Below are 12,116 nucleotides of genomic sequence, written 5' to 3' on the forward strand. Positions count from 1 at the left end.
AATGTTGTATGTTTCAAACCTTTCTTCAAAAAAAGAACCCATCAAGATGATGGGGGAAACATTTGTTATTTTGTTAACGCATGCGCTACTTTTATACACATATCCATGATAACGGGATAACCTTTTTCTTTTAATAATTGATATGCTTCCTCGTTAACGCAGCCTAATTGAGCCCAAAAAACATCGGCATCAATTTCTAAAAATTCTTTCGCAACATCTAATAAATGCTCGGAACGTCTAAAAACGTTTACAATATCCACATGGCCTTCAATTTCTTTTAAGGATGAGACCGCTTTGACACCCAAGGCTTCATCGATCATTGGATTGACAGGAATAATCTCATACCCCGCATTTTGCATCGCTTGTGAAACTTGGTAAGATTCTCTTTCAGGATTGTTGGACAAGCCGACAACAGCGATTCGTTTACTTTTTTTTAAAAAATCACGGATTTCGTCCAGACTTGGATTTTGCATGAAAATTTGTTCACTCCTTCCAATGTTTCTTTTATTATAACTGTAAAAGCGTCGAACACCAAAGTTTTAAAATGGCTTTTATCAACAAAATATAGTCCTGATCGAATCAATTGTGTACAATAATAATAGAATCATGAATATAAAGGAGTTTCATTATGTCTTTTCTATTAATCTTAGTCCTTATCTTAGCTTATTTAATTGGTTCCATCCCCTTTGGACTTATCGTTGGCAAAATTGGATACGGCATTGATATTCGCGAACATGGAAGCGGAAATTTAGGTGCAACCAACACTTTTCGAGTGCTTGGAAAAAAAGCCGGGCTGTTTGTTACGGTTGCAGACATTTTAAAAGGAACTCTCGCAGCAAGCCTCCCCGTATTGCTTAGTGGTGACCTTCACCAAGCATGGACGCTCATTGCAGGAATGGTGGCTGCTGTAGGACATATGTATCCAATTTTCGCAGGCTTTCGGGGCGGAAAAGCCGTGGCGACAAGCGGAGGGGTGCTGCTTTTTTATAGCCCATTACTCTTTTTATCCATGCTTGCTGTATTTTTTCTTGTTTTATATGTATCAAAATATGTTTCTTTATCCTCTATGGTTACAGCACTGTATACGTTAGTTTATACTATTTTTACCGGTGATGCGGCTTTAATGATCATTGTCGCGATCCTCGCAACCTTTGTTTTCTATCGGCACAGAGCCAATATTAAAAGGATCATAAATAAAACAGAGCCAAAAGTGAAATGGCTGTAAAATAGAAAGGAGCGGGAACTCATCTTCTCGCTCCTTGTTTTAATTGTGATAGTTTGATAAACACATCCATCAACGTTTTATAGCCTGATTCAACAAACATTTTTACATATTCACACCAGATCGCGGCTGTCATTTTTGCATCTTCTAAGGCGTGATGACGCTTTTGGACCGGGATGGAAAAAAACCGGCAGCATTCATCTAAACTTACGGCAATTTGTTCTCGCTGAACGAGCTGGAACAGCATGGCTGTATCCACAATCCGATGTTTAAATGGAATGCGGAAATGCTCCTTATTAGCTTCTGTAAGAAAATTTTTTTCATGATTGGCATGATGGGCGACAAGCGTCCGATTTTCTGCAAATTGATAAAAACGAATCAATACTTCCGATATAGGGGGAGCAGCTCTTACGTCTTCTTCAACAATTCCTGTCAATTTCTTTACGTCAACGGGAATTTCCCCTTCATACTGAACAAAAGAGTAAAATGTATGCTTTTCTTCAATCTGCATGCCGTGAACTTTAACTGCTCCAATCGAAAGAATTTGATCCCCTTTTTCCGGAAAAAAACCTGTTGTTTCCAAATCAAGCACAACAACGTCCAGCTCCTGAAGAGGAGTTGACAAGCTTTCCTCCCGCTTTAAGTCTTGTTCCATTTTCCGCAAAAACGCTGCATGCTGAAGATTCGTTTCAAGACCTGTAAATGCTGAAGATTGCATTTTCCCCTGAAATTGCTTCATCAAGTGAAAAAAAGATGGAAGTTTCATGGATTAACGCCCTTTTCAATGATGGATTTCGTTTCATTCATCAATTTTTTTCCGCCTAAAATGATTTTTTTTAGCCTTCCTTTTTCTTCTTTTGATAAATCCTTTAAAGAGAGGTAATGAACTTCATCATATGTGTTCGCTTTTAATGAATTTTTAAAATGAATCGTTACTAATTCTTGAAAATATGTGTGATATGGAGATAATACATGACGAAAATACTCCTGCTTCATCAGAAGCTGAAACCTTGACAGCGTAGACGTATCCAACAATCGTTCTTTGATCGCCAATAAGCGGACAGAATTAATGTAAGGCAATAACCCGGCCTGTTTTAAATCAATAGCGCCTGAATGAGGGCCGTATGTTTCAGGAAGCAGCTGATGAAAAATACCCACCCCTTTTTTGACATGCATTGTGTTGTTTAACAATCGACCGAGAAAATCAGGATTATATTGAATATATTGGAAAATCTGGTTTTTCAGTCGATGAATCGATTCGGATTGTCCGATGATCATACGCGCATCAAAAAAGATTAATAAATAGCGGATAGAATCAAATGTTTCATCCTGAAGCCATTTATTGATCTGCTTGCTCCAGCTTTGTTCCGATCGGCACCATAAAGAAGTTGAACACATGACATTTCCTTCGCAGTAAGGATAACCGATGACGTTCAAGCCGAATGAAACTTCTTTTCCAAGCAACAAAAAGTAGTCGAGAGCTTCTTTCTCATTGGAATGAAAAATGAGTCCGTGGTCTTGATCGCTTATTTTCGCCTGCTCGCCTCTTCCGCCGCTTCCGACTAAAAACCAAGTAAATTCACAAGGCGCAGGGCCGTATTTCTTTTTTACAATCTCGAAAGAAAGATGGAAGGATTGTTTCATAACCTGATCGTGTATACTGTTTAATTCCGTCACTGTTTTCGCTTTTTGCAAATGGCTGTTGCGCCATTCCTTCAATTGTTTGTAAGGATTCCCCATGTGTATAAAAATCCCCTTTTTTATAAATAAGCGTACAGATGATACATCATCCATACGCTCTTGCGGTTAGCTTCCAAGCTTTTGTTCATTAGATTCAAATGCTTCCGGATACCCATAAACTCCGTGCTCGCTTAAGTCCAAACCGATCATTTCTTCTTCTTCTGTCACCCGCAAGCCATTGAGCAATTTTTTCATCACAGCTAAGATGACGAATGAAACAACAAAGGCGTATAAACCTGAAGTAAACACTCCCAATGCTTGAATGCCGAGCTGCGTAAAGCCTCCGCCGTAAAACAATCCAGGGTTACCAATAGTTGCTAATTCAGGGGTTGCAAAAAATCCAGTTGATAAAGTGCCCCAAACACCAGCTACTCCGTGAACAGACAAACAATAAATCGGATCATCAATTTTAACTTTATCAAAAAACTTCATACTAAAATATACAAGAATTCCAGCTATTAGTCCGATTACGACAGCAGCCCATGTGTCGACAAATGCACAAGATGCGGTAATGGCGACCAATCCTGCAAGCGCTCCGTTTAACATTGTCGGTATATCAGCTTTTCCGCCAGCGATCCATGAAATGATCAAGGCGCTTACGGCTCCTGCACCGGCAGCTAAATTCGTGTTCAAAGCAACAAATCCAAAAAATCCATCCTCAACTGTAATCGTGCTTCCTGCATTGAAACCGAACCAGCCAACCCATAAAATAAGTACGCCTAGAGCTGTATAAACTTGGTTATGTCCATAAATATTATTAACAGAACCATCTTTGTTATATTTACCGATCCGAGGCTTCAACAAGATCGTTGCAGCCAAAGCTGCCATTGCACCTGTCAAATGAACAACGGTAGAACCTGCAAAATCTTGTTTTCCATGTTCTGACAGCCATCCTCCGCCCCAAATCCAATGAGCAACAACTGGATAAACAAGTGCGGTAAACAATACAGAAAAAATTAAATAAACTGAAAGTTTCGCCCGTTCCGCAAATCCAGCAAAGGCAATGGCGAGAGAAACTCCGGCAAAGGCTAACTGGAATACAAAAAAGACGGATGTTGAAAGAGATAATCCATCTATTTCATATCCTGAATAAAAAAAGTCAGACATTCCTACAAAAAAGTTGCCGTTCTTACCAAAAATAAATCCATAGCCGACTGCCCAGAAAACAATGGAGGCAATTCCGAATGTAAAAACAGTTTTTCCGGCAATATGTCCGGCATTTTTCATTCGTGTAGAACCCGCTTCGAGCAATATAAATCCTGCTTGCATAAAGATGACCAAAATAGCTCCCAGCATCACCCATAAACTGTTCATTAACGTTAATGAGTCCATAGCACAACCTCCCATGTAATTATTTCTTCTTAATTGTGTTATAAAAAATAACATAAGAAGTATATCTCTATTTTTACACCCGTTTTATTTTAATGTCAATTCATTTTCCATAATTTTTCGAAAAAGTATGTTAGGAAATCTAACATATAAACAAAATTAGACAATAGTTTATTTTTTCCGACAAAACGTTTATGATAGTAAAAACAGTATTTAAGGAGGGTTTTATGAGAAAGGTTTTCTTAATATTCGCAATTATTTGTTTGATGCTTTTTTCAGGATGCGGCAGCAAAGGTCAGGCGAATGAGCAAAACGCGGTAAAAAAAGAAAATGTGGATGATTCGCCACAATCTATACAAGCTGCTCCCAAAAAAGTGGAGCCGACCGAATCGCTCGTCACTGTTTCTGCAATAGGTGATGTTCTCATACATAGCCAGCTTTTTAAAGATGCGAGGACCGGGAGCGAATCATACAATTTTAAGCCAATGTTTGCAACAGTAAAACCTTTGCTCTCAAAAAGCGACTTAGCCATCGCCAACCAAGAATCGATCATTGGGGGAACAGAACTTGGAATCTCCAGTTATCCGTTGTTTAACAGCCCGTTCGAAGTGGCAGATGCGCTAAAAGATGCTGGCATTGATCTCGTCTCAACAGCAAACAATCATAGTTTAGATAAAGGAGAAAAAGGTATTTTAAATGCGATTCAGCATTATGAACAAATCGGGCTACCGTATGTAGGGAGCTTTAAAAACGAAGCGGACGCCAATACATGGAGAATTCAACAGGTCAACGGGGTGAAAATCGGCTTTCTTTCGTATACATATGGGACAAACGGTATTCCAGTTCCGAAAAATAAACCCTATTTAGTAAACCTTATTGATGAAGAAAAAATGAAAAGGGATTTAGACACACTAAATGGACAAGTTGATGTAACTATTGTTAACATGCACTGGGGAGAAGAATATCAATCCTTTCCAAGCGACGCTCAAAAACAGTGGGCGCAGCTGCTAGTCGATCATGGTGCAGACATTATCATCGGTCACCATCCTCATGTATTGCAGCCGATCGAATGGCTGGAAGGAAAAAATGGAAACAAGAGTATCGTTGTGTATTCGTTAGGCAACTTCTTGTCTGGCCAAAAGGGAGATGGAAAAGACATCGGAGGGATTTTTTCGATTGATGTAATTAAGCGGACTGATGCTAACGGTACGACACTGACTTTGAAAAATCCGCGTTTACTCCCTACCTACGTTACCAAAAATAAAAATCATCATTACTATGTTGAATTGCTGGACCGCATCGACAAAAACGCCTATGAAAAAGTGATGAAGCATATGCATCAATGGTTGGAAACGAAAGAAGTGACGAACTCTATCCAGTAGAGTTTATTCATGGAAAGAAAGCTTTTCATGTAATATAATGTAAACAGGAAGCTGATATTAGGAGTGACAAAAATGAAACTAAATATTACCGATGATGCAGCAAAATGGTACAAGGAAGAATTGGAGTTAAACGAGGGAGATGCAGTCCGCTTCTTTGTCCGATATGGCGGATGCGGCCATGTGCAAAGCGGATTTTCCCTTGGAATTGCAAAAGAAGCTCCAAATCAAATCGGAATAAAAGCCGAAAAACTAGGGGTCACATTTTATGTTGAACATGATGATTTATGGTATTTCGACAATCATGACGTGACCATTCAATTGGATGAAAAAATTCATGAACCTGTTGTTCGTCTTATAAATTAGCAAATCGATTAAAAGCATGCTATAGGTCGAAAAACAAGTCTTTGTCAAAGAGCTGTTCTAGTAGACGAAGCATGCTATAGTCAGTAAAGAAACCCAACCGCAAATTTAATTTGCCGATTGGGTTTCTTGTTTCATCTCATCATTTTTTACTCAAATCTGACTTCCACAAAATGCCCGTCAAATCTTTTATTTTTTCAGCAATTTAAATCTTCTTAAATGATCGGTTAGCTGATATTTTTGCAGGATTTCTACTTGTTTTTCCCCCAGCAGGTCAAAATGCGGAAAATCTTTATGATGATGGATCCACTCCATTTTCAAACCGTTCTTATTTCCCCATTCTATTAAATGCTTTATATTGCTGCATCCAACCTTTGTTACAGAATGATAATCCGGAAACCGTTCATCATACCAATAATGCGTTAAAAAGGCGATTTCCCCTTTCCGCACCTTTTTCTTCCACTCAGCAAGCTCCTCTTTCTTGATTCCAAAGGCCAATCTTTATCTCTCCTCTTTCATCGCTTTTACATATGCTTCGTGCCATTCAGGATATAATTTCTTAAATACAACTGGGCGAAACGTTTCTTTTTTTACGCAAACATGGCTGGAAAAACCTTTTGCAGCCAATTCGCCATGAGAATTGAAAATTTCGTATCCATATACTGTTTTAATTCCGTTATATTTCTCAATCCACGTATGTATTATTGCTTTTTCACCGTATGTAATCGGTTTTTTATATTCGATTTGAATATCCACGACAGGGGAAATTATTCCGTCTTTCTCCATCGCTGCATACGAAAAGCCAAGATCTTGGATCAGCTTCGTCCGTCCAACTTCCATCCATATAATATAATTGGCATGGTACACGACACCCATTTGATCGGTTTCCGCATAACGAACTTCTATTTCTTTTGATGAAACAAACATAAGCTTCTCTCCCTTGCAAAAAATGAAATCGATCGAAAAAGCCTGCATCAGCGTCTGTGATACAGGCTTTCTATTTTAGGCCTTTTCAACTTTCTTACTTAAATTTTTTTGCGGAGTCTGTTTTTTATTCAAGCCGGTCCAACAAAGTTTGTCCCATTGTTGGCCGTTCATCAAATGAATTTAGAAGGCAAAAATTTTCAATGAACAATTTTATTATAACATTTCCATTTGCAATCGAAAACTAAAATGGAATTATCAACCTAAATTGAAAGTTAGGAGTTTCGTTCACGAGCTTCATCTTTAATTTCTTGTCGCATCGCCTCAATGCTTTCTTCTCTGCGGCGATTTTTTGCCTCAATCTGTTCACGCTCTCTGTCGTTGGCAAACTCTAATGTTTCTTCTGCTCTTTCGATGTTTTCAATCGTATTTTGTACCATTTCCTGCAATTTTTCAACATTGTCGGAACGGTCATCACGATTTGTTCGATTTTGCATCAAATATTCTCCTTTCTGGGAAAAATTGTTTTATCGCCATTTCAAATATAGTTTGTGCATTTGATGTTAAATTATGAAACGAACCTGTTTCCTCAATGAAAAGGAGAAAAATGATGTAACCATAATTATATTATGTAAATTAAAAGGCGGTGGACATATGTCCTACTCGCCTTTTGTCTGAATCACTTGAGGATGCTCATTCGTCTTATTTTGCATTTTTTTCCCTTTGTTTCCACCGAATCCTCTCGGTTTTGTTCCGATATGATTCGGATTAAAATGAGACTGGATATCATTTGAATTTGTCATCAAACAATCGCCTCCTGCTTTTATTGTTTACCAATAAAGCAGAAAACATGCTGTCAAACACGACTGTTTGCTATCAGCTCGATTTTTCCAATTGCCGTTTTTCCAGCCTTTTTTCAAGTCTTTCTTCAATTTCATTCAATGCTTCACGGTCTTTTAGCAAGTTTTGCTTATTTTCCAACACAAGCTGTTTAAACGAAATTTTCGTTTTTTTCATCCTTTATCCCTCACTTCTTTTCTCTGTTACTTTTATTGTACAAAATATTCCGACACTTTCCTGTTGAAAATTTGAATGTTTAATGACAATATAACCAATAATGCAAAATTTCATACGTTTCAAAAAAACTCTTCTTTTGCAAAAAGAAAAAATCGGCAAAATCAGCCGATTCTTTTTGATTCCCGAAAGGAAATCAGCGTCTTTTTATTTCAGGTTTAGTTTTTCTTTTATCGTTTTTTCATTTAATTCTCCCACTACTTTATCTTGTATGACTCCATTTTCATCAAGAAAAAATGACGTCGGATATGTAAGAATTTTATATCCACTGTTCATTTTATTTTTTGGATCAAGTAATATCGGAAACGTAAATCCAGCCTGTTGAACAAAATTTTCAACATCTTTTGCACTTTTCTCACTGGCAGTAAAGTTAACCGCGACAATCGTTACTTCATCTTGATGCTTTTCATATATTTTTTGCATGATCGGCATTTCTTTTTTACATGGTGGACACCAAGTGGCCCAAAAGTTTAAAAGTACTTTTTTTCCATAAAAATCGGAAAGCGATTTCTTTTCTCCATCCAAAGTCGTCACTTCAAAATTCGGAGCTTTGTTTCCTATTTCTAAACCGACTGTTTCCTTCTGGGAATTGATCCATTGCCATACTGCAATCGCTGCTAATACGATTAATAAAAAAACAGCAAGCTTTTGTTTCATAAACCATAACACCTCTGATTCAATACGATAGCATTTCGAAATGATGCCCAATTTCATCATATATTATTTTTGTGAAAAAAACAGTATTTCATATCAATTGTCTAATTTTAGCCAAAAAATAACGGGAACTATGAACAGTTCCCGCTTTTTTTCAATTATTATCCTTTTAATCTTTCTCTTAATACCATTTGTAAAATTCCGCCATGTCGGTAGTAATCAATTTCAACTTCACTGTCAAAGCGAACTAATACTTCAAACTCTTTTTTGTTTCCGTTCTCATCAGTTGCCGTTACTTTGATGTAATCGCGCGGTTTTACCGATTCATCAATGTGAACATCCAATACTTCTTTACCGGTTAAACCAAGTGTATCCGCATTTTCGCCTTCTTTAAACTGAAGCGGAAGAACACCCATAAGAACAAGATTAGAACGGTGAATACGTTCGAAGCTTTCAGCGATAACCGTTTTGATTCCCAATAAGTTCGTTCCTTTAGCAGCCCAGTCGCGAGAGCTTCCCATTCCGTAATCTTTTCCTGCCAGTACAACAAGTCCTGTTCCGTCCTGTTTATATTTCATGCAAGCGTCATAAATAGACATTACTTCGCCTGTCGGCCAGTACGTTGTATATCCGCCTTCAGTTCCCGGTGCAATTTGGTTGCGAATGCGGATGTTTGCAAACGTACCTCTCATCATTACTTCGTGGTTTCCGCGTCTTGAACCGTAAGAGTTGAAATCTCTTGGCGATACACCTTTAGACAGCAAGTATTGGCCTGCAGGAGTATCTTTGCCAATCGCACCTGCTGGAGAAATGTGGTCTGTTGTGACAGAATCACCGAATTTTCCAACAACGCGAAGCCCTTTCAACGGTTCTACTTTACCAGGCTCAGGAGACAATCCTTCAAAGAATGGCGGATTTTGGATATAAGTAGACTCTTCGTCCCATTGATATAATGGCTCATCTGTTGTTTCAATGGCATTCCAGCGTTCGTTATCATCAAATACACGTTCATATTCTTTACGGAATAATTCTGGTGTAACAGTTTGTTTCACAACTTCATTAATTTCTTCCATTGAAGGCCAAATATCTTTAAAGTAAACATCGCTTCCGTTTTGATCCTTTCCGATTGGATCATTCAGTAAATCAATGTCAACAGTCCCTGCTAATGCATAAGCAACAACTAGAGGCGGTGAAGCTAAATAGTTACCTTTCACGAGCGGATGAATACGGCCTTCAAAGTTCCGGTTTCCGGAAAGAACAGATGTGACGAGCAAATCATTTTCAGCGATCGCTTTTTCAATTTCATCTGCAAGCGGTCCAGAGTTCCCGATACAAGTTGTACATCCGTAACCGACGAGGTTAAACCCTAATTTTTCAAGATAAGGCATTAAGCCAGAATTTTGAAGATAACCGGTTACAACTTTTGAACCAGGTGCCAATGATGTTTTTACATATTTCGGAACAGTCAATCCTTTTTCAACAGCTTTTTTTGCAACGAGACCAGCGCCTACTAAAACATATGGGTTTGACGTATTCGTACAGCTTGTAATCGCCGCAATAACGACTGCACCCGTTTTCATTGTTGTTTTTTCACCATTCGCAAATTCAACCGTTACTTCCTTATTAAGTTCTTCCGGCTGCAAGCCAAATCCTTGGTTTCCTTGCGGAGCTGTAAGAGCTCTATGAAATTCTTCTTTCATTTTTGAAAGAGGAATTAAATCTTGAGGACGCTTCGGACCGGAAAGATTTGCTTCAATTTGAGAAAGATCGATTTCAACTACATCCGTAAAAATAGGATCCTCTGCTTCAGGCGTGAAGAATAAACCGTTTTCTTTACAATATGTTTCCACTACTTTTACATGCTCTTCATCGCGACCAGTTAAACGCAAATATTCAAGCGATTCATTATCAACAGGGAAAAATCCGCATGTTGCTCCGTATTCAGGCGCCATATTCGCAATAGTAGCACGGTCAGCAAGCGGAAGCTTTGCAACACCAGGGCCGAAAAACTCCACAAATTTTCCTACCACGCCTTTTTGACGCAGTACTTGAGTTACTTTAAGGGCTAAATCTGTTGCTGTTGTTCCGTTAGGCAGCTCGCCAACAAGTCTTACTCCGATGACTTCAGGTACAGGGAAATAGGAAGGCTGTCCAAGCATTCCAGCTTCAGCTTCGATTCCGCCGACACCCCAACCTAAAACACCGAGTCCGTTAATCATGGTTGTATGGGAGTCTGTTCCAACTAACGTATCAGGATATGTTTCGTATTCTCCATTTTCACCTTCAACCGCATGGACAACGCTTGCTAAATATTCCAAGTTTACTTGGTGGACAATACCTGTTGCTGGCGGAACAGCACGGTAGTTGTCAAATGCTTTTTGAGCCCAATTTAAAAATTTATATCTTTCAGCATTTCGTTCGAATTCAAGATTCATGTTATATTGCAGCGCATCATCTGTTCCGGCACGATCCACTTGAACAGAATGGTCGATAACAAGATCAACAGGCTTTTCCGGATTGATTTTTTGTGGATCTCCGCCCATGTCAGCCATCGCTTTTCTTAATGAAGCTAAATCAACGACAGCAGGAACGCCGGTGAAGTCTTGCAAAATGACACGAGATGGTTTAAATGGAACATCCAAATTTTTAATTTCATCTGTTCCCCATTTCGCAAGGTTTTCAACATGTTCTTTTGTAATAACTCGTCCATCCACTTGGCGCAGGACTGATTCCAAAAGAACTTTGATTGAATAAGGCAAACGGGAAACTTGACCAATTCCTGCATCTTCTAGCGCTTTTAATGAATAGTAGTTGTACGTTTTTCCGTTAATTGAAAAGCTTTTTCTTGCACGGAAAACGTCATTTTTCTCTAACTGTTGCTGTGACATGTCATTTTATCCCCCTTTAAACGTAATTTCGACAAAAATGCCGAATATCTCCCCACTTTAAACATCACACATTTAAATCTTAATATACTTTTTATGATAAGTAAATATCAATGATGTTATCAATTATTATAAGAAATGCTTATTTCACTAAAAAATTTAAATATTTTCAGTATAATTTTTCTTGCTAATGAAAACGTTCGTATAAGAGAAAAAATAGTGAAAAACGACGGAAGCTCCGCCGCTTTCAAGTCTCATCCAAATTCACTTCCTGCACAATTCGATCTAAATCGCGCTTGTACTGTTCTAAATGCTTTCTCTGCGTTTCCGATGCAACTTCCAATGCATTTTGAATTTGTTCATACGCCTCATTAATTTCCTGGCGAAGATGCTTTAGCTGATGTCCATAATCAGAACTGTTTTTCGTTAGATTGACATGTACTTTATGAACTTCCACCATTCCTTGTTGCACTGCATCAAATGCTTGTTTTTTATTTTTATGGTACGGCAAATATAGCACTCCTTTCGTTTTTTTATCTTCTATAG

At 38.3% G+C, this 12,116-nt stretch carries 15 protein-coding genes; 3 read left to right on the forward strand and 12 right to left on the reverse strand.

Going from position 1 to position 12,116, the window contains the following annotated elements; all coding sequences use genetic code 11:
* Positions 1 to 65: 65 nt before the first annotated feature.
* Positions 66 to 473: a CoA-binding protein gene (locus NSU19_RS09935; RefSeq protein ID WP_339196262.1), complete on the reverse strand. Its 408-nt coding sequence runs from the start codon at positions 471 to 473 to the stop codon at positions 66 to 68.
* Between the two features lie 155 nt (positions 474 to 628).
* Between NSU19_RS09935 and plsY the strand changes: the two genes are divergently transcribed.
* Complete coding sequence (gene plsY, locus NSU19_RS09940) at positions 629 to 1,225, forward strand: glycerol-3-phosphate 1-O-acyltransferase PlsY (RefSeq protein ID WP_063387681.1); 597 nt, start codon at positions 629 to 631, stop codon at positions 1,223 to 1,225.
* 19 nt (positions 1,226 to 1,244) lie between these two features.
* Here plsY and NSU19_RS09945 read toward each other — a convergent pair whose 3' ends face one another.
* From NSU19_RS09945 to NSU19_RS09955, 3 genes are all read right to left on the reverse strand, one after another.
* Positions 1,245 to 1,940 (reverse strand): exonuclease domain-containing protein, encoded by a 696-nt coding sequence (locus NSU19_RS09945; RefSeq protein ID WP_232515542.1) that lies wholly within the window; start codon positions 1,938 to 1,940, stop codon positions 1,245 to 1,247.
* Between the two features lie 44 nt (positions 1,941 to 1,984).
* Positions 1,985 to 2,962, reverse strand: coding sequence for a DUF294 nucleotidyltransferase-like domain-containing protein (locus NSU19_RS09950; RefSeq protein ID WP_063387683.1), 978 nt, complete (start codon positions 2,960 to 2,962; stop codon positions 1,985 to 1,987).
* A gap of 66 nt (positions 2,963 to 3,028) precedes the next feature.
* Entirely contained in the window at positions 3,029 to 4,294 is a 1,266-nt protein-coding gene (locus NSU19_RS09955; RefSeq protein ID WP_066248561.1) for an ammonium transporter, read from the reverse strand.
* Between the two features lie 224 nt (positions 4,295 to 4,518).
* On the opposite strand from NSU19_RS09955, the gene NSU19_RS09960 reads away from it, so the two are divergent.
* The gene (locus NSU19_RS09960; RefSeq protein WP_158640190.1) at positions 4,519 to 5,673 is read left to right on the forward strand and encodes a CapA family protein; all 1,155 of its coding nucleotides are present in this window, start codon (positions 4,519 to 4,521) and stop codon (positions 5,671 to 5,673) included.
* A gap of 72 nt (positions 5,674 to 5,745) precedes the next feature.
* Positions 5,746 to 6,036 (forward strand): HesB/YadR/YfhF family protein, encoded by a 291-nt coding sequence (locus tag NSU19_RS09965; protein ID WP_063387686.1) that lies wholly within the window; start codon positions 5,746 to 5,748, stop codon positions 6,034 to 6,036.
* A gap of 186 nt (positions 6,037 to 6,222) precedes the next feature.
* Here NSU19_RS09965 and NSU19_RS09970 read toward each other — a convergent pair whose 3' ends face one another.
* The 8 genes from NSU19_RS09970 to NSU19_RS10005 form a co-directional block, all read right to left on the reverse strand.
* The gene (locus tag NSU19_RS09970) at positions 6,223 to 6,531 is read right to left on the reverse strand and encodes a hypothetical protein (RefSeq protein WP_144598039.1); all 309 of its coding nucleotides are present in this window, start codon (positions 6,529 to 6,531) and stop codon (positions 6,223 to 6,225) included.
* 3 nt (positions 6,532 to 6,534) lie between these two features.
* The gene (locus NSU19_RS09975) at positions 6,535 to 6,960 is read right to left on the reverse strand and encodes a thioesterase family protein (protein ID WP_063387688.1); all 426 of its coding nucleotides are present in this window, start codon (positions 6,958 to 6,960) and stop codon (positions 6,535 to 6,537) included.
* 272 nt (positions 6,961 to 7,232) lie between these two features.
* Positions 7,233 to 7,454, reverse strand: coding sequence for a small acid-soluble spore protein Tlp (gene tlp / locus NSU19_RS09980; protein WP_063387689.1), 222 nt, complete (start codon positions 7,452 to 7,454; stop codon positions 7,233 to 7,235).
* A gap of 162 nt (positions 7,455 to 7,616) precedes the next feature.
* Positions 7,617 to 7,760, reverse strand: a complete 144-nt coding sequence (locus NSU19_RS09985) for an acid-soluble spore protein N (protein WP_063387690.1) — start codon at positions 7,758 to 7,760, stop codon at positions 7,617 to 7,619.
* Positions 7,761 to 7,833: 73 nt separating this feature from the next.
* Positions 7,834 to 7,974 carry an FbpB family small basic protein gene (locus NSU19_RS09990; RefSeq protein ID WP_082829475.1) on the reverse strand — a complete coding sequence of 47 codons (141 nt, stop codon included), beginning with the start codon at positions 7,972 to 7,974 and terminating at the stop codon, positions 7,834 to 7,836.
* Between the two features lie 204 nt (positions 7,975 to 8,178).
* Positions 8,179 to 8,688, reverse strand: a complete 510-nt coding sequence (locus NSU19_RS09995; protein ID WP_066248554.1) for a redoxin domain-containing protein — start codon at positions 8,686 to 8,688, stop codon at positions 8,179 to 8,181.
* A 158-nt stretch (positions 8,689 to 8,846) separates the two neighbouring features.
* On the reverse strand, positions 8,847 to 11,573 hold the full coding sequence (gene acnA, locus NSU19_RS10000) for an aconitate hydratase AcnA (RefSeq protein WP_094245869.1): 2,727 nt from the start codon (positions 11,571 to 11,573) through the stop codon (positions 8,847 to 8,849).
* A 244-nt stretch (positions 11,574 to 11,817) separates the two neighbouring features.
* Positions 11,818 to 12,081, reverse strand: coding sequence for a hypothetical protein (locus tag NSU19_RS10005; RefSeq protein WP_063387693.1), 264 nt, complete (start codon positions 12,079 to 12,081; stop codon positions 11,818 to 11,820).
* Positions 12,082 to 12,116 lie beyond the last annotated feature (35 nt).

The organism is Aeribacillus sp. FSL k6-2211 (assembly GCF_037966125.1).
Lineage (GTDB): Bacteria > Bacillota > Bacilli > Bacillales > Aeribacillaceae > Aeribacillus > Aeribacillus composti.

Coding starts and splice junctions, on each gene's coding strand:
- NSU19_RS09960 (WP_158640190.1), top strand. CDS start 4,519: ATGAGAAAGGTTTTCTTAATATTCGCAATTATTTGTTTGATGCTTTTT.
- NSU19_RS09955 (WP_066248561.1), bottom strand. CDS start 4,294: ATGGACTCATTAACGTTAATGAACAGTTTATGGGTGATGCTGGGAGCT.
- NSU19_RS09950 (WP_063387683.1), bottom strand. CDS start 2,962: ATGGGGAATCCTTACAAACAATTGAAGGAATGGCGCAACAGCCATTTG.
- NSU19_RS09975 (WP_063387688.1), bottom strand. CDS start 6,960: ATGTTTGTTTCATCAAAAGAAATAGAAGTTCGTTATGCGGAAACCGAT.
- tlp (WP_063387689.1), bottom strand. CDS start 7,454: ATGCAAAATCGAACAAATCGTGATGACCGTTCCGACAATGTTGAAAAA.
- plsY (WP_063387681.1), top strand. CDS start 629: ATGTCTTTTCTATTAATCTTAGTCCTTATCTTAGCTTATTTAATTGGT.
- NSU19_RS09965 (WP_063387686.1), top strand. CDS start 5,746: ATGAAACTAAATATTACCGATGATGCAGCAAAATGGTACAAGGAAGAA.
- NSU19_RS09935 (WP_339196262.1), bottom strand. CDS start 473: ATGCAAAATCCAAGTCTGGACGAAATCCGTGATTTTTTAAAAAAAAGT.
- acnA (WP_094245869.1), bottom strand. CDS start 11,573: ATGTCACAGCAACAGTTAGAGAAAAATGACGTTTTCCGTGCAAGAAAA.
- NSU19_RS09995 (WP_066248554.1), bottom strand. CDS start 8,688: ATGAAACAAAAGCTTGCTGTTTTTTTATTAATCGTATTAGCAGCGATT.
- NSU19_RS09985 (WP_063387690.1), bottom strand. CDS start 7,760: ATGACAAATTCAAATGATATCCAGTCTCATTTTAATCCGAATCATATC.
- NSU19_RS09945 (WP_232515542.1), bottom strand. CDS start 1,940: ATGCAATCTTCAGCATTTACAGGTCTTGAAACGAATCTTCAGCATGCA.
- NSU19_RS09990 (WP_082829475.1), bottom strand. CDS start 7,974: ATGAAAAAAACGAAAATTTCGTTTAAACAGCTTGTGTTGGAAAATAAG.